The organism is Staphylococcus sp. FSL W8-0305 (genome assembly GCF_037966415.1).
Classification (GTDB): domain Bacteria; phylum Bacillota; class Bacilli; order Staphylococcales; family Staphylococcaceae; genus Staphylococcus; species Staphylococcus aureus.
This window is the reverse complement of the sequence record NZ_CP150198.1, coordinates 781335-803106: the sequence shown is the minus strand read 5'-3', so window position 1 is coordinate 803106 and position 21772 is coordinate 781335. Positions and strand designations below refer to the sequence as shown.

The following is a 21772-nucleotide window of genomic DNA, read 5'->3' as shown; positions in this document are numbered from 1 at the left end:
CGAGGGGGAAATGACATTGGCAGATAATTTAGTCATTGTTGAATCGCCTGCAAAAGCAAAAACCATTGAAAAGTATTTAGGTAAGAAATATAAAGTTATAGCTTCAATGGGACACGTCAGAGACTTACCAAGAAGTCAAATGGGTGTCGACACTGAAGATAATTACGAACCAAAATATATAACAATACGCGGAAAAGGTCCTGTTGTAAAAGAATTGAAAAAACATGCAAAAAAAGCGAAAAACGTCTTTCTCGCAAGTGACCCCGACCGTGAAGGTGAAGCAATTGCTTGGCATTTATCAAAAATTTTAGAGCTTGAAGATTCTAAAGAAAATCGCGTTGTTTTCAACGAAATAACTAAAGACGCTGTTAAAGAAAGTTTTAAAAATCCTAGAGAAATTGAAATGAACTTAGTCGATGCACAACAAGCGCGTCGAATATTAGATAGATTAGTTGGCTATAACATCTCGCCAGTTCTATGGAAAAAAGTAAAAAAAGGGTTGTCAGCGGGTCGAGTTCAATCTGTTGCACTTCGTTTAGTCATTGACCGTGAAAATGAAATACGAAACTTTAAACCAGAAGAATATTGGACTATTGAAGGAGAATTTAGATACAAAAAATCAAAATTCAATGCTAAATTCCTTCATTATAAAAATAAACCTTTTAAATTAAAAACGAAAAAAGATGTTGAGAAAATTACAGCTGCATTAGATGGAGATCAATTCGAAATTACAAACGTGACTAAAAAAGAAAAAACGCGTAATCCAGCAAACCCATTTACAACTTCTACATTACAACAAGAGGCGGCACGTAAATTAAACTTTAAAGCTAGAAAAACAATGATGGTCGCACAACAATTATATGAAGGTATAGATTTGAAAAAACAAGGTACGATTGGTTTAATAACATATATGAGAACCGATTCTACACGTATTTCAGATACTGCCAAAGCTGAAGCAAAACAGTATATAACTGATAAATACGGTGAATCTTACACTTCTAAACGTAAAGCATCAGGGAAACAAGGTGACCAAGATGCCCATGAGGCTATTAGACCTTCAAGTACTATGCGTACGCCAGATGATATGAAGTCATTTTTAACGAAAGACCAATATCGATTATACAAATTAATTTGGGAACGATTTGTTGCTAGTCAAATGGCTCCAGCAATACTTGATACAGTCTCATTAGACATAACACAAGGTGACATTAAATTTAGAGCGAATGGTCAAACAATCAAGTTTAAAGGATTTATGACACTTTATGTAGAAACTAAAGATGATAGTGATAGCGAAAAGGAAAATAAACTGCCTAAATTAGAGCAAGGTGATAAAGTCACAGCAACTCAAATTGAACCAGCTCAACACTATACACAACCACCTCCAAGATATACTGAGGCGAGATTAGTAAAAACACTAGAAGAATTGAAAATTGGGCGACCATCAACTTATGCCCCGACAATAGATACGATTCAAAAGCGTAACTATGTCAAATTAGAAAGTAAGCGTTTTGTTCCTACTGAGTTGGGAGAAATAGTTCATGAACAAGTGAAAGAATACTTCCCAGAGATTATTGATGTGGAATTCACAGTGAATATGGAAACGTTACTTGATAAGATTGCAGAAGGCGACATTACATGGAGAAAAGTAATCGACGGTTTCTTTAGTAGCTTTAAACAAGATGTTGAACGTGCTGAAGAAGAGATGGAAAAGATTGAAATCAAAGATGAGCCAGCCGGTGAAGACTGTGAAGTTTGTGGTTCTCCTATGGTTATAAAAATGGGGCGCTATGGTAAGTTTATGGCTTGCTCAAACTTCCCGGATTGTCGTAATACAAAAGCGATAGTTAAGTCTATTGGTGTTAAATGTCCAAAATGTAATGATGGTGACGTCGTAGAAAGAAAATCTAAAAAGAATCGTGTCTTTTATGGATGTTCGAAATATCCTGAATGCGACTTTATCTCTTGGGATAAGCCGATTGGAAGAGATTGTCCAAAATGTAACCAATATCTTGTTGAAAATAAAAAAGGCAAGACAACACAAGTAATATGTTCAAATTGCGATTATAAAGAGGCAGCGCAGAAATAATATTTTTATTTCCTAGAGACATTTTAAGATTGTTAAATAGAATCATTAGTGAATCTTATTTTAAAGATAGTAATGGATTAATCTAAATAAGTGCGGATAATATTAACATAACAACATAATTAAAAGACATAAATGACAATAAAAGGAGTATAGAAATGACTCAAACTGTAAATGTAATAGGTGCTGGTCTTGCCGGTTCAGAAGCGGCATATCAATTAGCTGAAAGAGGAATTAAAGTTAATCTAATAGAGATGAGACCTGTTAAACAAACACCAGCGCACCATACTGATAAATTTGCGGAACTTGTATGTTCCAATTCATTACGCGGAAATGCTTTAACTAATGGTGTGGGTGTTTTAAAAGAAGAAATGAGAAGATTGAATTCTATAATTATTGAAGCGGCTGATAAGGCACGAGTTCCAGCTGGTGGTGCATTAGCAGTTGATAGACACGATTTTTCAGGTTATATTACTGAAACACTTAAAAATCATGAAAATATCACAGTTATTAATGAAGAAATTAATGCCATTCCAGATGGATACACAATTATCGCAACAGGACCACTTACTACAGAAACCCTTGCACAAGAAATAGTGGACATTACTGGTAAAGATCAACTTTATTTCTATGATGCGGCTGCTCCAATTATTGAAAAAGAATCTATTGATATGGATAAAGTTTACTTAAAGTCCCGTTATGATAAAGGTGAAGCTGCATATTTAAACTGTCCTATGACTGAGGATGAATTTAATCGCTTTTATGATGCAGTATTAGAAGCTGAAGCTGCGCCTGTAAATTCATTTGAAAAAGAAAAATATTTCGAGGGTTGTATGCCTTTTGAAGTAATGGCAGAACGCGGACGCAAGACATTACTATTTGGACCAATGAAACCAGTAGGATTAGAAGATCCAAAGACTGGGAAACGTCCTTATGCGGTGGTTCAATTAAGACAAGATGACGCTGCTGGCACACTCTACAATATTGTCGGCTTCCAAACACATTTAAAATGGGGAGCTCAAAAAGAAGTCATTAAATTAATTCCAGGTTTAGAGAATGTTGATATTGTCAGATATGGTGTGATGCATAGAAATACCTTCATTAACTCACCGGACGTATTAAACGAGAAATATGAATTGATTTCACAACCAAACATACAGTTTGCGGGCCAAATGACTGGTGTTGAAGGTTATGTAGAAAGCGCAGCTAGCGGCTTAGTTGCAGGCATCAATCTTGCGCATAAAATATTAGGCAAAGGTGAGATAGTATTTCCGAGAGAAACTATGATTGGAAGTATGGCTTACTATATTTCTCATGCTAAAAACAATAAGAATTTCCAACCTATGAATGCTAACTTCGGGTTATTACCATCTTTAGAAACTAGAATTAAAGATAAAAAAGAACGCTATGAAGCACAAGCTAATAGAGCTTTGGATTACTTAGAAAATTTCAAAAAAACTTTATAAAATAGTTAGAAAGACTAGATATGCTATTCATTCTTAAGTCATCAACGAGTAAGTAATGACTTTCTAAATGGAAAATACTTATCCTAGTCTTTTTAATTTTGGAATTGTTACGTATTTCTGACAATTTAGAATTCGTATTCAAATAAATATCTAAATAAATAACACGCAATAAGTTGATTGATGTAACATGTAAGTGAATGTTTTAAATAAAGTTTATTTAAAAGACAATGAAAGAATAAATAGTAAGGCTATTAATAAAGACTTTTAGTAATTAATTTACAAAAGAGGTATTCTAATTAACAGGTTTTCCGATTAGTTACAATTATTTAATTCTCAAAAGATTTAGAATTGATTATCAAATTACTGTAAGCCCTTTGCTGTATATGCTACAATTCTTATTGATGGAGGGTAAATGTATTGAATCATATTCAAGAAGCATTTTTAAATACATTGAAAGTTGAACGAAATTTTTCAGAACACACATTGAAATCATATCAAGATGACTTAATTCAGTTTAATCAATTTTTAGAACAGGAACATTTACAGTTGAATACTTTTGAATACAGAGATGCTAGAAATTATTTGAGCTATTTATATTCAAATCATTTGAAAAGAACATCTGTTTCTCGTAAAATCTCAACGTTAAGAACTTTCTATGAATATTGGATGACGCTTGATGAGAACATTATTAATCCATTTGTTCAATTAGTACATCCGAAAAAAGAAAAATATCTTCCGCAATTCTTTTACGAAGAAGAAATGGAAGCGTTATTTAAAACTGTAGAAGAGGACACTTCAAAAAGTTTACGGGATCGAGTTATTCTTGAATTGTTATATGCTACAGGTATCCGTGTTTCGGAATTAGTTAATATTAAAAAACAAGATATAGATTTTTACGCGAATGGTGTTACCGTATTAGGAAAAGGGAGCAAAGAGCGCTTTGTACCGTTTGGTGCTTATTGTAGACAAAGCATCGAAAATTATTTAGAACATTTCAAACCAATTCAGTCATGCAATCATGATTTTCTTATTGTAAATATGAAGGGTGAAGCAATCACTGAACGCGGTGTACGATATGTTTTAAATGATATTGTTAAACGAACAGCAGGCGTAAGTGAGATTCATCCCCACAAGCTCAGACATACATTTGCAACGCATTTATTGAATCAAGGTGCAGACCTAAGAACAGTACAATCGTTATTAGGTCATGTTAATTTGTCAACAACTGGTAAATATACACACGTATCTAACCAACAATTAAGAAAAGTGTATCTAAATGCACATCCTCGAGCGAAAAAGGAGAATGAAACATGAGTAATACAACATTACATGCAACAACAATTTATGCTGTAAGACATAATGGGAAAGCAGCTATGGCTGGAGATGGGCAAGTAACGCTTGGTCAACAAGTCATCATGAAACAAACGGCAAGAAAAGTGCGTCGTTTATATGAAGGTAAAGTGTTAGCTGGTTTCGCAGGTAGTGTAGCAGATGCGTTTACGTTATTTGAAAAATTCGAAACAAAATTACAACAGTTTAGTGGTAACTTAGAAAGAGCTGCTGTTGAATTGGCACAAGAATGGCGAGGCGATAAACAATTACGTCAATTAGAAGCTATGCTAATTGTAATGGATAAAGATGCTATTTTAGTTGTCAGTGGAACTGGCGAAGTTATTGCCCCAGATGATGACCTTATCGCTATTGGATCAGGAGGCAACTATGCATTAAGCGCAGGACGTGCATTGAAACGCCATGCATCGCATTTGTCTGCTGAAGAAATGGCATATGAGAGCTTGAAAGTAGCGGCTGATATTTGTGTCTTTACCAACGATAATATTGTTGTCGAAACACTATAATAATCAGAGCATGATAAATAATTATGAGCAATTAATTTTAGTTAAAAGACGGAGGAATGAAATTAATGGATACAGCTGGAATAAGATTAACTCCAAAAGAAATCGTATCTAAATTAAATGAATACATCGTTGGACAAAATGATGCTAAACGTAAAGTGGCAATTGCCCTACGTAATCGATACAGAAGAAGTTTATTGGATGAGGAATCAAAGCAAGAAATTTCACCTAAAAATATTTTGATGATTGGACCAACCGGTGTTGGTAAAACTGAAATTGCAAGAAGAATGGCCAAAGTTGTCGGCGCACCATTTATAAAAGTAGAAGCTACTAAATTTACTGAAGTAGGTTATGTAGGACGAGATGTTGAAAGTATGGTTAGAGATCTTGTTGATGTTTCAGTAAGATTAGTCAAGGCGCAGAAAAAATCATTGGTACAAGATGAAGCAACAGCTAAGGCCAATGAAAAACTTGTTAAGTTATTAGTTCCAAGTATGAAAAAGAAAGCGTCTCAAACGAATAATCCTTTAGAGTCACTTTTCGGAGGTGCAATTCCAAATTTCGGACAAAATAACGAAGATGAAGAAGAACCACCTACTGAGGAAATTAAAACAAAACGTTCTGAAATTAAGAGACAATTAGAAGAAGGAAAACTTGAAAAAGAAAAGGTAAGAATTAAAGTCGAACAAGATCCTGGTGCTTTAGGTATGCTAGGTACAAATCAAAATCAGCAAATGCAAGAGATGATGAATCAATTAATGCCTAAAAAGAAAGTTGAGCGAGAAGTTGCTGTTGAGACGGCAAGGAAAATCTTAGCTGATAGTTATGCGGATGAACTAATTGATCAAGAAAGCGCTAACCAAGAAGCACTTGAATTAGCAGAACAAATGGGTATCATCTTTATAGATGAAATCGACAAAGTTGCGACGAATAATCATAATAGTGGTCAAGATGTCTCAAGACAAGGTGTGCAAAGAGATATTTTACCTATACTTGAAGGTAGCGTTATTCAAACCAAATATGGTACTGTGAATACTGAACATATGCTGTTTATAGGTGCTGGAGCTTTCCATGTATCTAAGCCGAGTGACTTGATACCAGAATTGCAAGGTCGTTTTCCGATTAGAGTTGAACTTGATAGTTTAGCGGTAGAAGATTTTGTAAGAATTTTGACAGAACCAAAATTGTCATTAATTAAACAATATGAAGCATTGCTTCAAACAGAAGAAGTTACTGTAAACTTTACCGATGAAGCAATTACTCGTTTAGCTGAGATTGCTTATCAAGTAAATCAAGATACAGACAATATTGGTGCACGTCGACTTCATACAATTTTAGAAAAGATGTTAGAAGATTTATCATTCGAAGCACCAAGTATGCCGAATGCAGTTGTAGATATTACCCCACAATATGTTGATGATAAATTAAAATCAATTTCAACAAATAAAGATTTAAGTGCATTTATTCTATAAAAATATACAAAAGGAGAAAAATTCATGAGCTTATTATCTAAAACGAGAGAGTTAAACACGTTACTTCAAAAACACAAAGGTATTGCGGTTGATTTTAAAGATGTAGCACAAACGATTAGTAGCGTAACTGTAACAAATGTATTTATTGTATCGCGTCGAGGTAAAATTTTAGGATCGAGTCTAAATGAATTATTAAAAAGTCAAAGAATTATTCAAATGTTGGAAGAAAGACATATTCCAAGTGAATATACAGAACGATTAATGGAAGTTAAACAAACAGAATCAAATATTGATATCGACAATGTATTAACAGTTTTCCCACCTGAAAACAGAGAATTATTCATAGATAGTCGTACAACTATCTTCCCAATTTTAGGCGGAGGAGAAAGATTAGGTACATTAGTACTTGGTCGAGTACACGATGACTTTAATGAAAATGATTTGGTACTAGGTGAATATGCTGCTACAGTTATTGGTATGGAAATCTTACGTGAGAAGCATAGTGAAGTAGAAAAAGAAGCGCGCGATAAAGCTGCTATTACAATGGCAATTAATTCATTATCTTATTCTGAAAAAGAAGCAATTGAACATATCTTTGAAGAACTTGGCGGTACAGAAGGCCTATTAATCGCATCAAAAGTTGCAGATAGAGTTGGTATTACTAGATCTGTAATTGTAAATGCACTACGTAAATTAGAAAGTGCTGGTGTAATTGAATCACGTTCTTTAGGAATGAAAGGTACTTTCATTAAAGTTAAAAAAGAAAAATTCTTAGATGAATTAGAAAAAAGTAAGTAAAACGATGAGTCTGGGACATAATTCAATGTCCTAGTCGTAACGATGTTATCTTGGCAGTAGTCAACGAAATGACTTTGATGATTATGTTGAAGTCATTTCTTTATTTTTGTCTAATTTTCAATCAAATTGATATTCCGCATTAACATGATAGAATTACCTTTAAATTTATGAAAAAATGCTTGAAAAACATTTGCTTTAGACACGGCATTATGTTATATTTATTTTCGGCTATAAAGCCAATACACACATATCAAACGTGATTGTGTAAAGGGTGCAATATTTGTATATTGTCTTTACAATAGTTTGCTATGGAGGTAATTAACCAATAGGAGGAATTTATAATGGCAGTAATTTCAATGAAACAATTACTAGAAGCGGGTGTTCACTTCGGTCACCAAACACGTCGTTGGAACCCAAAAATGAAAAAATATATCTTCACTGAGAGAAATGGTATTTATATCATCGACTTACAAAAAACAGTGAAAAAAGTAGACGAGGCATACAACTTCTTGAAACAAGTTTCAGAAGATGGTGGACAAGTCTTATTCGTAGGAACTAAAAAACAAGCACAAGAATCAGTTAAATCTGAAGCAGAACGTGCTGGTCAATTCTACATTAACCAAAGATGGTTAGGTGGATTATTAACTAACTATAAAACGATCTCAAAACGAATCAAACGTATTTCTGAAATTGAAAAAATGGAAGAAGATGGTTTATTCGAAGTATTACCTAAAAAAGAAGTAGTAGAACTTAAAAAAGAATACGACCGTTTAATCAAATTCTTAGGCGGAATTCGTGATATGAAATCAATGCCTCAAGCATTATTCGTAGTTGACCCACGTAAAGAGCGTAATGCAATTGCTGAAGCTCGTAAATTAAATATTCCTATCGTAGGTATCGTTGACACTAACTGTGATCCTGACGAAATTGACTACGTTATCCCAGCAAACGACGATGCTATCCGTGCGGTTAAATTATTAACTGCTAAAATGGCAGATGCAATCTTAGAAGGTCAACAAGGCGTTTCTAATGAAGAAGTAGCTGCAGAACAAAACATCGATTTAGATGAAAAAGAAAAATCAGAAGAAACAGAAGCAACTGAAGAATAATCAACTGTTGAATCTGACTTAGATATAGTTTAAATGGGTGATAAGATATTAATGCTTATCACCTTTTTTAAAAAGAAAATCAAGGCAAATTACAAATATTCAATTAGAGTATTGGCAATCTTGCCTATAATAATGCTAAAATTATAATATATAAAATGATAACTTATTGGAGGAATAATGAATGGCAACTATTTCAGCAAAACTTGTTAAAGAATTACGTGAAAAAACTGGCGCGGGTATGATGGATTGTAAAAAAGCGCTAACTGAAACTGATGGTGACATCGATAAAGCGATTGATTACCTACGTGAAAAAGGTATTGCTAAAGCAGCTAAAAAAGCAGACCGTATTGCGGCTGAAGGTTTAGTACATGTAGAAACTAAAGGTAACGACGCAGTTATCGTTGAAATCAACTCTGAAACAGACTTTGTTGCTCGTAACGAAGGTTTCCAAGAGTTAGTTAAAGAAATCGCTAATCAAGTATTAGATACAAAAGCTGAAACTGTTGAAGCTTTAATGGAAACAACTTTACCAAATGGTAAATCAGTTGATGAAAGAATTAAAGAAGCAATTTCAACAATCGGTGAAAAATTAAGTGTTCGTCGTTTTGCTATCAGAACTAAAACTGATAACGATGCTTTCGGCGCTTACTTACACATGGGTGGACGCATTGGTGTATTAACAGTTGTTGAAGGTTCAACTGACGAAGAAGCAGCAAGAGACGTTGCTATGCATATCGCTGCAATCAACCCTAAATATGTTTCTTCTGAACAAGTTAGCGAAGAAGAAATCAACCACGAAAGAGAAGTTTTAAAACAACAAGCATTAAATGAAGGTAAACCAGAAAACATCGTTGAAAAAATGGTGGAAGGACGTTTACGTAAATACTTACAAGAAATTTGTGCTGTAGATCAAGACTTCGTTAAAAACCCTGATGTAACAGTTGAAGCTTTCTTAAAAACAAAAGGTGGAAAACTTGTTGACTTCGTACGCTATGAAGTAGGCGAAGGTATGGAAAAACGCGAAGAAAACTTTGCGGATGAAGTTAAAGGACAAATGAAATAATCTGTCATAAAGTAAAACAAGGAAGAAGACACCTTTAATGTTGCTTTATTAAAATGTAAATCATTCTAATAAAACGACAACTGTGTCTTCTTTACTTGTATATGTTACATATATTCACGATAGAGAGGATAAGAAAATGGCTCAAATTTCTAAATATAAACGTGTAGTTTTGAAACTAAGTGGTGAAGCGTTAGCTGGAGAAAAAGGATTTGGCATAAATCCAGTAATTATTAAAAGTGTTGCTGAGCAAGTGGCTGAAGTTGCTAAAATGGACTGTGAAATCGCAGTAATCGTTGGTGGCGGAAACATTTGGAGAGGTAAAACAGGTAGTGACTTAGGTATGGACCGTGGAACTGCTGATTACATGGGTATGCTTGCAACTGTAATGAATGCCTTAGCATTACAAGATAGTTTAGAACAATTGGATTGTGATACACGAGTATTAACATCTATTGAAATGAAGCAAGTGGCTGAACCTTATATTCGTCGTCGTGCAATTAGACACTTAGAAAAGAAACGTGTAGTTATTTTTGCTGCAGGTATTGGAAACCCATACTTCTCTACAGATACTACAGCGGCATTACGTGCTGCAGAAGTTGAAGCAGATGTTATTTTAATGGGCAAAAATAATGTAGATGGTGTATATTCTGCAGATCCTAAAGTAAACAAAGATGCGGTTAAATATGAACATTTAACGCATATTCAAATGCTTCAAGAAGGTTTACAAGTAATGGATTCAACAGCATCCTCATTCTGTATGGATAATAACATTCCGTTAACTGTTTTCTCTATTATGGAAGAAGGAAATATTAAACGTGCTGTTATGGGTGAAAAGATAGGTACGTTAATTACAAAATAAATTTAGAGGTGTAAAATAATGAGTGACATTATTAATGAAACTAAATCAAGAATGCAAAAATCAATCGAAAGCTTATCACGTGAATTAGCGAACATCAGTGCAGGAAGAGCTAATTCAAATTTATTAAATGGCGTAACAGTTGATTACTATGGTGCACCAACACCTGTACAACAATTAGCAAGCATCAATGTTCCAGAAGCACGTTTACTTGTTATTTCTCCATACGACAAAACTTCTGTAGCTGACATCGAAAAAGCGATAATAGCAGCTAACTTAGGTGTCAACCCAACAAGTGATGGTGAAGTGATACGTATTGCTGTACCTGCCTTAACAGAAGAACGTAGAAAAGAGCGCGTTAAAGATGTTAAGAAAATTGGTGAAGAAGCTAAAGTATCTGTTCGAAATATTCGTCGTGATATGAATGATCAGTTGAAAAAAGATGAAAAAAATGGCGACATTACTGAAGATGAGTTGAGAAGTGGTACTGAAGATGTTCAGAAAGCAACAGACAATTCAATAAAAGAAATTGATCAAATGATTGCTGATAAAGAAAAAGATATTATGTCAGTATAAAACTAATATACAATGACATATTAAAATGCCAGTATTAAACGATAATGTAACATTTAAAATGGGCATGTTTAATTAAATCAAAGATGCATGTGATAATTTAAATTCACAATGAGCATAAAAATGGTGTTTAAACAAGTTAATTAAACATATACTTTATAAATAATAGGCATTAGGTATATTGATATAATAAAGTTATGTAATTTTTAACCTCAGTATGTATGTCACATTTCTGGTGTAAACTGTACCGAGTCAGACTTTGGTACAGTTTTTTTATTTGCTTATTCAATGCATTAAATGAGTATGATAAAATGATAATGATTGTTTAGTAACTTATACTATATGACAGAGATGATCAGGCTCGGAGGAAAGACCATGTTTAAAAAGCTAATAAATAAAAAGAACACTATAAATAATTATAATGAAGAATTAGACTCGTCTAATATACCTGAACATATCGCTATTATTATGGATGGTAATGGGCGATGGGCTAAGAAGCGAAAAATGCCTAGAATTAAAGGTCATTACGAAGGTATGCAAACAATAAAAAAAATTACTAGGGTAGCTAGTGATATTGGTGTTAAGTACTTAACTTTATATGCCTTTTCCACTGAAAATTGGTCAAGACCTGAAAGTGAAGTAAATTATATTATGAATTTGCCTGTCAATTTCTTAAAGACATTTTTACCGGAACTAATTGAAAAAAATGTCAAAGTTGAAACAATTGGATTTACTGATAAGTTGCCAAAATCAACGATAGAAGCAATAAATAATGCTAAAGAAAAGACAGCTAATAATACCGGCTTAAAATTAATATTTGCAATTAATTATGGTGGCAGAGCAGAACTTGTTCATAGTATTAAAAATATGTTTGACGAGCTTCATCAACAAGGTTTGAATAGTGATATCATAGATGAAACATATATAAACAATCATTTAATGACAAAAGACTATCCTGATCCAGAGTTGTTAATTCGTACTTCAGGAGAACAAAGAATAAGTAATTTCTTGATTTGGCAAGTTTCGTATAGTGAATTTATCTTTAATCAAAAATTATGGCCTGACTTTGACGAAGATGAATTAATTAAATGTATTAAAATTTATCAGTCACGTCAAAGACGCTTTGGCGGATTGAGTGAGGAGTAGTATAGTATGAAAGTTAGAACGCTGACAGCTATTATTGCCTTAATCGTATTCTTGCCTATCTTGTTAAAAGGCGGCCTTGTGTTAATGATATTTGCTAATATATTAGCATTGATTGCATTAAAAGAATTGTTGAATATGAATATGATTAAATTTGTTTCAGTTCCTGGTTTAATTAGTGCAGTTGGTCTTATCATCATTATGTTGCCACAACATGCAGGGCCATGGGTACAAGTAATTCAATTAAAAAGTTTAATTGCAATGAGCTTTATTGTATTAAGTTATACTGTCTTATCTAAAAACAGATTTAGTTTTATGGATGCTGCATTTTGCTTAATGTCTGTGGCTTATGTAGGCATTGGTTTTATGTTCTTTTATGAAACGAGATCAGAAGGATTACATTACATATTATATGCCTTTTTAATTGTTTGGCTTACAGATACAGGGGCTTACTTATTTGGTAAAATGATGGGTAAACATAAGCTTTGGCCAGTAATAAGTCCGAATAAAACAATCGAAGGATTCATAGGTGGCTTGTTCTGTAGTTTGATAGTGCCTCTTGCAATGTTATATTTTGTAGATTTCAATATGAATGTATGGATATTACTTGGAGTGACATTGATTTTAAGTTTATTTGGTCAATTAGGTGATTTAGTGGAATCAGGATTTAAGCGTCATTTCGGCGTTAAAGACTCAGGTCGAATACTACCTGGACACGGTGGTATTTTAGACCGATTTGACAGTTTTATGTTTGTGTTACCATTATTAAATATTTTATTAATACAATCTTAATGCTGAGAACAAATCAATAAACGTAAAGAGGAGTTGCTGAGATAATTTAATGAATCTCAGAACTCCTTTTGAAAATTATACGCAATATTAACTTTGAAAATTAGACGTTATATTTTGTGATTTGTCAGTATCATATTATAATGACTTATGTTACGTATACAGCAATCATTTTTAAAATAAAAGAAATTTATAAACAATCGAGGTGTAGCGAGTGAGCTATTTAGTTACAATAATTGCATTTATTATTGTTTTTGGTGTACTAGTAACTGTTCATGAATATGGCCATATGTTTTTTGCGAAAAGAGCAGGCATTATGTGTCCAGAATTTGCGATCGGTATGGGGCCGAAAATTTTTAGTTTTAGAAAAAATGAAACACTTTACACTATTAGGTTATTGCCTGTTGGTGGATATGTTCGTATGGCAGGAGATGGCTTAGAAGAGCCACCAGTCGAGCCTGGTATGAACGTTAAAATTAAACTGAATGAAGAAAATGAAATAACACATATCATATTAGATGATCATCATAAGTTTCAACAAATTGAAGCGATCGAAGTTAAAAAATGTGATTTTAAAGATGACTTATTCATAGAAGGTATCACTGCTTATGATAATGAAAGACATCATTTTAAAATTGCTAGAAAGTCTTTCTTTGTTGAAAATGGTAGCTTAGTTCAAATTGCTCCGAGAGACAGACAATTTGCACATAAAAAGCCATGGCCGAAATTTTTAACATTATTTGCGGGACCGTTATTTAACTTTATATTAGCTTTAGTTCTATTTATTGGTCTTGCATATTATCAAGGTACACCTACTTCTACTGTAGAACAAGTCGCAGATAAGTATCCAGCTCAACAAGCAGGCATACAAAAAGGCGATAAAATTGTCCAAATTGGCAAATATAAAATATCTGAATTTGATGATGTTGATAAGGCGTTAGATAAAGTTAAAGATAATAAGACGACTGTTAAATTTGAACGTGATGGTAAAACAAAGTCAGTTGAATTAACACCTAAAAAGACCGAAAGAAAACTGACTAAAGTAAGTTCAGAGACGAAGTATGTTCTCGGATTCCAACCAGCGAGTGAACATACACTCTTCAAACCAATTGTATATGGATTTAAAAGCTTTTTAATCGGTAGTACTTATATTTTTTCAGCTGTAGTAGGTATGTTGGCTAGTATATTTACGGGCGGATTCTCGTTTGATATGTTAAATGGTCCGGTTGGTATTTATCATAACGTCGACTCAGTTGTTAAAGCGGGTATCATTAGCTTAATTGGATACACTGCGTTATTAAGTGTAAACTTAGGTATTATGAATTTAATTCCTATTCCTGCACTAGACGGTGGTCGTATTTTATTTGTTATATATGAAGCGATTTTCAGAAAACCAGTTAATAAAAAAGCGGAAACAACGATTATCGCTATTGGTGCCATTTTCATGGTCGTTATTATGATATTAGTAACGTGGAATGATATTCGACGATATTTCTTATAATTTAGGAGGATAAATAATTATGAAGCAATCCAAAGTTTTTATACCAACGATGCGTGACGTGCCATCAGAAGCAGAAGCACAAAGTCATCGTTTATTATTGAAAGCGGGTTTGATAAAACAAAGTACAAGTGGGATTTATAGTTATTTACCGCTAGCAACACGTGTGTTAAATAATATTACTGCAATTGTGCGACAAGAAATGGAACGTATCGATTCTGTTGAAATTTTAATGCCAGCGTTACAACAAGCTGAATTATGGGAAGAATCAGGACGTTGGGGTGCATATGGCCCAGAATTAATGCGTTTACAAGATAGACATGGAAGACAATTTGCATTAGGTCCAACACATGAAGAATTAGTTACATCAATAGTAAGAAATGAATTGAAATCATACAAACAATTACCGATGACATTATTCCAAATTCAATCTAAATTCCGTGATGAAAAGAGACCACGTTTTGGTTTACTTCGTGGTCGTGAATTTATTATGAAAGATGCGTATTCATTCCATGCTGACGAGGCATCATTAGATCAAACGTATCAAGATATGTATCAAGCGTATAGCCGTATTTTTGAGAGAGTTGGCATTAACGCAAGACCAGTAGTTGCAGATTCAGGTGCTATTGGCGGTAGCCATACACATGAATTTATGGCATTAAGTGCTATCGGTGAGGATACAATCGTTTACAGTAAAGAAAGTGACTATGCTGCTAACATCGAAAAAGCAGAAGTCGTTTACGAACCAAATCATAAGCATACTACTGTGCAACCTATAGAAAAAATTGAAACACCAAATGTTAAGACTGCGCAAGAATTGGCAGACTTCTTAGGTAGACCAGTAGATGAAATCGTTAAAACGATGATTTTCAAAGTTGATGGCGAATATATTATGGTTTTAGTGCGTGGACATCATGAAATTAATGACATTAAATTAAAATCTTATTTCGGCACAGATAATATTGAATTAGCAACACAAGACGAAATTGTTAATTTAGTTGGTGCAAATCCTGGTTCACTAGGTCCTGTAATTGATAAAGAGATCAAAATTTATGCAGATAATTTTGTGCAAGATTTAAATAATTTAGTTGTCGGGGCTAACGAAGATGGTTATCACTTAATTAATGTAAATGTAGGTAGAGACTTCAACGTTGATGAATATGGCGATTTCCGTTTTATTTTAGAAGGCGAAAAGTTAAGTGATGGTTCAGGCGTTGCACATTTTGCTGAAGGAATTGAAGTTGGTCAAGTATTCAAATTGGGTACTAAGTATTCAGAATCAATGAATGCTACATTCTTAGATAATCAAGGAAAAGCCCAACCGTTAATTATGGGTTGTTACGGTATTGGAATTTCTAGAACGCTAAGTGCGATTGTTGAACAAAATCACGATGATAATGGTATTGTTTGGCCTAAATCAGTTACTCCATTTGATTTACATTTAATTTCTATTAATCCTAAGAAAGATGATCAACGAGAACTAGCGGATGCACTATATGCTGAATTTAATACTAAATTTGATGTGTTGTACGATGATCGTCAGGAACGTGCTGGTGTCAAATTTAATGATGCCGATTTAATTGGTTTACCACTGCGAATTGTTGTTGGTAAACGTGCATCGGAAGGTATTGTAGAAGTTAAAGAACGTTTAACAGGTGATAGCGAAGAAGTCCACATTGATGACTTAATGACTGTCATTACAAATAAATATGATAATTTAAAATAATTAAGATCGAATGAATTATAAGAGTAGGAAAAAGCTGAAAGAAATCAGATGCTTATGTCCTGCTCTTATTATTTTTGATATAATGATTATTCGATGAAAAATGACTGAAGACATAGTATAATTAAAGATAAATTTGTTTTAACAATATTATGATTAGCCAAATATAAAGCATTTAATTTTCTATCATTACTATGCTCACATAATCTAAATATTGTTCGAACACGTAAAAGTAATTTCTATTTAAGGTGGTAATTGTCTTGGCAATGACAGAGCAACAAAAATTTAAAGTGCTTGCTGATCAAATTAAAATTTCAAATCAATTAGATGCTGAAATTTTAAATTCAGGTGAACTGACACGTATAGATGTTTCTAACAAAAACAGAACATGGGAATTTCATATTACATTACCACAATTCTTAGCTCATGAAGATTATTTATTATTTATAAATGCAATAGAGCAAGAGTTTAAAGATATCGCCAACGTTACATGTCGTTTTACGGTAACGAATGGCACGAATCAAGATGAACATGCAATTAAATACTTTGGGCACTGTATTGACCAAACAGCTTTATCTCCAAAAGTTAAAGGTCAATTGAAACAGAAAAAGCTTATTATGTCTGGAAAAGTATTAAAAGTAATGGTATCAAATGACATTGAACGTAATCATTTTGATAAGGCATGCAATGGAAGTCTTATCAAAGCGTTTAGAAATTGTGGTTTTGATATCGATAAAATCATATTCGAAACAAATGATAATGATCAAGAACAAAACTTAGCTTCTTTAGAAGCACATATTCAAGAAGAAGACGAACAAAGTGCACGATTGGCAACAGAGAAACTTGAAAAAATGAAAGCTGAAAAAGCGAAACAACAAGATAACAACGAAAGTGCTGTCGATAAGTGTCAAATTGGTAAGCCGATTCAAATTGAAAATATTAAACCAATTGAATCTATTATTGAGGAAGAGTATAAAGTTGCAATAGAGGGTGTCATTTTTGATATTAACTTAAAAGAACTTAAAAGTGGTCGTCATATCGTAGAAATTAAAGTGACTGACTATACGGACTCTTTAGTTTTAAAAATGTTTACTCGTAAAAACAAAGATGATTTAGAACATTTTAAAGCGCTAAGTGTTGGTAAATGGGTTAGGGCTCAAGGTCGTATTGAAGAAGATACATTTATTAGAGATTTAGTTATGATGATGTCTGATATTGAAGAGATTAAAAAAGCGACAAAAAAAGATAAGGCTGAAGAAAAACGTGTAGAATTCCACTTACATACTGCAATGAGTCAAATGGATGGTATACCAAATATTGGTGCGTATGTTAAACAGGCAGCAGACTGGGGACATCCAGCCATTGCGGTTACAGACCATAATGTTGTGCAAGCATTTCCAGATGCTCACGCAGCAGCGGAAAAACATGGTATTAAAATGATATATGGTATGGAAGGTATGTTAGTTGATGATGGTGTTCCGATTGCATACAAACCACAAGATGTCGTATTAAAAGATGCTACTTATGTTGTATTCGACGTCGAGACAACTGGTTTATCAAATCAGTATGATAAAATCATCGAGCTTGCAGCTGTGAAAGTTCATAACGGCGAAATCATCGATAAGTTTGAAAGGTTTAGTAATCCGCATGAACGATTATCGGAAACGATTATCAATTTGACGCATATTACTGATGATATGTTAGTAGATGCCCCTGAGATTGAAGAAGTACTTACAGAATTTAAAGAATGGGTTGGCGATGCGATATTCGTAGCACATAATGCTTCGTTTGATATGGGCTTCATCGACACGGGATATGAACGTCTTGGATTTGGACCATCTACGAATGGTGTTATCGATACATTAGAATTATCTCGTACGATTAATACTGAATATGGTAAACATGGTTTAAATTTCTTAGCTAAAAAATACGGTGTAGAATTAACGCAACATCACCGTGCCATTTATGATACAGAGGCAACAGCTTACATTTTCATAAAAATGGTTCAACAAATGAAAGAATTAGGCGTATTAAATCATAACGAAATTAACAAAAAACTCAGTAATGAAGATGCATATAAACGTGCAAGACCTAGTCATGTCACATTAATTGTACAAAATCAACAAGGTCTTAAAAATCTATTTAAAATTGTAAGTGCATCATTGGTGAAGTATTTCTACCGTACGCCTCGAATTCCACGTTCATTGTTAGATGAATATCGTGAGGGATTATTGGTAGGTACAGCGTGTGATGAAGGTGAATTATTTACGGCAGTTATGCAGAAGGACCAGAGCCAAGTTGAAAAAATTGCCAAATATTATGATTTTATTGAAATTCAACCACCGGCACTTTATCAAGATTTAATTGATAGAGAGCTTATTAGAGATACTGAAACATTACATGAAATTTATCAACGTTTAATTCATGCAGGTGACACAGCGGGTATTCCTGTTATTGCGACAGGAAATGCACACTATTTGTTTGAACATGATGGCATCGCACGTAAAATTTTAATAGCATCACAACCCGGCAATCCACTTAATCGCTCAACTTTACCGGAAGCACATTTTAGAACTACAGATGAAATGTTAAACGAGTTTCATTTTTTAGGTGAAGAAAAAGCGCATGAAATTGTTGTGAAAAATACAAACGAATTAGCAGATCGAATTGAACGTGTTGTTCCTATTAAAGATGAATTATACACACCGCGTATGGAAGGTGCTAACGAAGAAATTAGAGAACTAAGTTATGCAAATGCGCGTAAACTGTATGGTGAAGATCTGCCTCAAATCGTAATTGATCGATTAGAAAAAGAATTAAAAAGTATTATCGGTAATGGATTTGCGGTAATTTACTTAATTTCGCAACGTTTAGTTAAAAAATCATTAGATGATGGATACTTAGTTGGTTCCCGTGGTTCAGTAGGTTCTAGTTTTGTGGCGACAATGACTGAGATTACTGAAGTAAACCCGTTACCGCCACACTATATATGTCCGAACTGTAAAACGAGTGAATTTTTCAATGATGGTTCAGTAGGATCAGGATTCGATTTACCTGATAAGACGTGTGAAACTTGTGGAGCGCCACTTATTAAAGAAGGACAAGATATTCCGTTTGAAACATTTTTAGGATTTAAAGGAGATAAAGTTCCTGATATCGACTTAAACTTTAGTGGTGAATATCAACCAAATGCCCATAACTACACAAAAGTATTATTTGGTGAGGATAAAGTATTCCGTGCAGGTACAATTGGTACTGTTGCTGAAAAGACTGCTTTTGGTTATGTTAAAGGCTATTTGAATGATCAAGGCATCCACAAAAGAGGTGCTGAAATAGATCGACTCGTTAAAGGATGTACAGGTGTTAAACGTACAACTGGACAGCATCCAGGGGGTATTATTGTAGTACCTGATTACATGGATATTTATGATTTTACGCCGATACAATATCCTGCCGATGATCAAAATTCAGCATGGATGACGACACATTTTGATTTCCATTCTATTCATGATAATGTATTAAAACTTGATATACTTGGACACGATGATCCAACAATGATTCGTATGCTTCAAGATTTATCAGGGATTGATCCAAAAACAATACCTGTAGATGATAAAGAAGTTATGCAGATTTTTAGTACACCTGAAAGTTTGGGTGTTACTGAAGATGAAATTTTATGTAAAACAGGTACATTTGGGGTACCAGAATTCGGTACAGGATTCGTGCGTCAAATGTTAGAAGATACAAAGCCAACAACATTTTCAGAATTAGTTCAAATCTCAGGATTATCTCATGGGACAGATGTGTGGTTAGGTAATGCTCAAGAATTAATTAAAACAGGTATATGTGATTTATCAAGTGTAATTGGTTGTCGTGACGATATCATGGTTTATTTAATGTATGCTGGTCTAGAACCATCAATGGCTTTTAAAATAATGGAGTCAGTACGTAAAGGTAAAGGTTTAACTGAAGAAATGATTGAAACGATGAAAGAAAATGAAGTGCCGGATTGGTATTTAGATTCATGTCTTAAAATTAAGTACATGTTCCCTAAAGCCCATGCAGCAGCATACGTTTTAATGGCAGTACGTATCGCATATTTCAAAGTACATCATCCACTTTATTACTATGCATCTTACTTTACAATTCGTGCGTCAGATTTTGATTTAATCACGATGATTAAAGATAAAACAAGCATACGAAATACTGTAAAAGACATGTATTCTCGCTATATGGATCTAGGTAAAAAAGAAAAAGACGTATTAACTGTCTTGGAAATTATGAATGAAATGGCGCATCGGGGTTATCGAATGCAACCGATTAGTTTAGAAAAGAGTCAAGCGTTCGAATTTATCATTGAAGGCGAAACACTTATTCCGCCGTTCATATCAGTGCCTGGGCTTGGCGAAAACGTTGCGAAACGAATTGTTGAAGCTCGTGACGATGGACCATTTTTATCAAAAGAAGATTTAAACAAAAAAGCTGGATTATCTCAGAAAATTATTGAGTATTTAGATGAGTTAGGCTCATTACCGAATTTACCAGATAAAGCTCAACTTTCGATATTCGATATGTAAAATGAAATAATCAAGGTATTTATTTAATTCGTATGGCGTAGTTAAAGAAATACAAAATTGTTGCTGGACACAAAGTTATACCTGTATTTCTTTTCAACGTCTTACGAGTCTATTCGAATGTAATGATGAAATAAATGAACAAACTTTTACAAGAATCTCTGATTAATAGTGAAGTCATTTGTTTCAAGCATAAACTTATGCTATAATTAAGTTGCTTAAAAATTAGTGAACTCAGGCAGAAGAGTGGGAGATTCCCGCTCTTTTCTATTTGCCAAAAAGGGAGGCCTGTATGAGTAAAATTACAGAACAAGTAGAAGTGATTGTTAAACCAATTATGGAAGACTTGAATTTTGAACTTGTAGACGTTGAATATGTCAAAGAGGGTAGAGATCATTTTCTTAGAATCTCTATTGATAAAGAAGGTGGCGTAGATTTAAATGATTGTACGCTAGCTTCTGAAAAAATAAGTGAAGCTATGGATGCAAATGATCCTATTCCTGAAATGTATTATTTAGACGTAGCGTCACCTGGTGCAGAACGTCCAATTAAAAAAGAACAAGATTTCCAAAATGCAATAACTAAACCTGTATTTGTTTCTTTATATGTACCAATTGAAGGTGAAAAGGAATGGTTAGGCATTTTACAAGAAGTCAATAATGAAACAATTGTAGTACAAGTTAAAATCAAAGCAAGAACGAAAGATATAGAGATACCGAGAGACAAAATAGCAAAAGCACGTCACGCAGTTATGATTTAACGTGATGAGGAG

General features: G+C 33.6%; 18 protein-coding genes. All 18 read left to right on the top strand.

Going from position 1 to position 21772, the window contains the following annotated elements:
- The first annotated feature begins 10 nt into the window (after nt 1-10).
- The 18 genes from topA to rimP all read left to right on the top strand — a co-directional run bounded on the left by topA (nt 11) and on the right by rimP (nt 21760).
- Entirely contained in the window at nt 11-2086 is a 2076-nt protein-coding gene (gene topA, locus NST10_RS04005; RefSeq protein WP_001557331.1) for a type I DNA topoisomerase, read from the top strand.
- Between the two features lie 155 nt (nt 2087-2241).
- Nucleotides 2242-3549, top strand: a complete 1308-nt coding sequence (gene trmFO, locus NST10_RS04000; protein ID WP_339211377.1) for a methylenetetrahydrofolate--tRNA-(uracil(54)-C(5))-methyltransferase (FADH(2)-oxidizing) TrmFO — start codon at nt 2242-2244, stop codon at nt 3547-3549.
- Nucleotides 3550-3966: 417 nt separating this feature from the next.
- A complete protein-coding gene (xerC, locus tag NST10_RS03995) occupies nt 3967-4863 on the top strand; it encodes a tyrosine recombinase XerC (protein WP_001015609.1) in 897 nt (298 codons plus the stop codon).
- Nucleotides 4860-5405, top strand: a complete 546-nt coding sequence (gene hslV, locus NST10_RS03990) for an ATP-dependent protease subunit HslV (RefSeq protein WP_000072681.1) — start codon at nt 4860-4862, stop codon at nt 5403-5405. The genes xerC and hslV overlap by 4 nt, the downstream gene beginning before the upstream one ends.
- A gap of 65 nt (nt 5406-5470) precedes the next feature.
- On the top strand, nt 5471-6874 hold the full coding sequence (hslU, locus tag NST10_RS03985) for an ATP-dependent protease ATPase subunit HslU (RefSeq protein ID WP_000379051.1): 1404 nt from the start codon (nt 5471-5473) through the stop codon (nt 6872-6874).
- Between the two features lie 24 nt (nt 6875-6898).
- Nucleotides 6899-7672: a GTP-sensing pleiotropic transcriptional regulator CodY gene (codY, locus tag NST10_RS03980; RefSeq protein WP_000055337.1), complete on the top strand. Its 774-nt coding sequence runs from the start codon at nt 6899-6901 to the stop codon at nt 7670-7672.
- Between the two features lie 50 nt (nt 7673-7722).
- Nucleotides 7723-7815 (top strand): hypothetical protein, encoded by a 93-nt coding sequence (locus tag NST10_RS03975; protein ID WP_031788481.1) that lies wholly within the window; start codon nt 7723-7725, stop codon nt 7813-7815.
- Nucleotides 7816-8013: 198 nt separating this feature from the next.
- Nucleotides 8014-8781: a 30S ribosomal protein S2 gene (gene rpsB / locus NST10_RS03970; protein WP_000268484.1), complete on the top strand. Its 768-nt coding sequence runs from the start codon at nt 8014-8016 to the stop codon at nt 8779-8781.
- 33 nt (nt 8782-8814) lie between these two features.
- On the top strand, nt 8815-8928 hold the full coding sequence (locus tag NST10_RS03965) for a hypothetical protein (RefSeq protein WP_001791405.1): 114 nt from the start codon (nt 8815-8817) through the stop codon (nt 8926-8928).
- A 34-nt stretch (nt 8929-8962) separates the two neighbouring features.
- The gene (gene tsf, locus NST10_RS03960) at nt 8963-9844 is read left to right on the top strand and encodes a translation elongation factor Ts (protein WP_000201387.1); all 882 of its coding nucleotides are present in this window, start codon (nt 8963-8965) and stop codon (nt 9842-9844) included.
- Between the two features lie 136 nt (nt 9845-9980).
- Complete coding sequence (pyrH, locus tag NST10_RS03955) at nt 9981-10703, top strand: UMP kinase (protein WP_000057330.1); 723 nt, start codon at nt 9981-9983, stop codon at nt 10701-10703.
- An 18-nt stretch (nt 10704-10721) separates the two neighbouring features.
- Nucleotides 10722-11276, top strand: a complete 555-nt coding sequence (frr, locus tag NST10_RS03950) for a ribosome recycling factor (RefSeq protein WP_001280006.1) — start codon at nt 10722-10724, stop codon at nt 11274-11276.
- A 372-nt stretch (nt 11277-11648) separates the two neighbouring features.
- Entirely contained in the window at nt 11649-12419 is a 771-nt protein-coding gene (locus tag NST10_RS03945; protein WP_000473705.1) for an isoprenyl transferase, read from the top strand.
- 6 nt (nt 12420-12425) lie between these two features.
- Nucleotides 12426-13208: a phosphatidate cytidylyltransferase gene (locus tag NST10_RS03940; protein WP_000868413.1), complete on the top strand. Its 783-nt coding sequence runs from the start codon at nt 12426-12428 to the stop codon at nt 13206-13208.
- A 211-nt stretch (nt 13209-13419) separates the two neighbouring features.
- Nucleotides 13420-14706 carry an RIP metalloprotease RseP gene (gene rseP / locus NST10_RS03935; RefSeq protein ID WP_000121112.1) on the top strand — a complete coding sequence of 429 codons (1287 nt, stop codon included), beginning with the start codon at nt 13420-13422 and terminating at the stop codon, nt 14704-14706.
- 19 nt (nt 14707-14725) lie between these two features.
- Entirely contained in the window at nt 14726-16429 is a 1704-nt protein-coding gene (locus tag NST10_RS03930) for a proline--tRNA ligase (RefSeq protein WP_000814087.1), read from the top strand.
- A gap of 263 nt (nt 16430-16692) precedes the next feature.
- A complete protein-coding gene (locus NST10_RS03925) occupies nt 16693-21003 on the top strand; it encodes a DNA polymerase III subunit alpha (protein ID WP_016186828.1) in 4311 nt (1436 codons plus the stop codon).
- A 289-nt stretch (nt 21004-21292) separates the two neighbouring features.
- Nucleotides 21293-21760 carry a ribosome maturation factor RimP gene (gene rimP, locus NST10_RS03920; protein WP_000036631.1) on the top strand — a complete coding sequence of 156 codons (468 nt, stop codon included), beginning with the start codon at nt 21293-21295 and terminating at the stop codon, nt 21758-21760.
- Nucleotides 21761-21772: the final 12 nt, after the last annotated feature.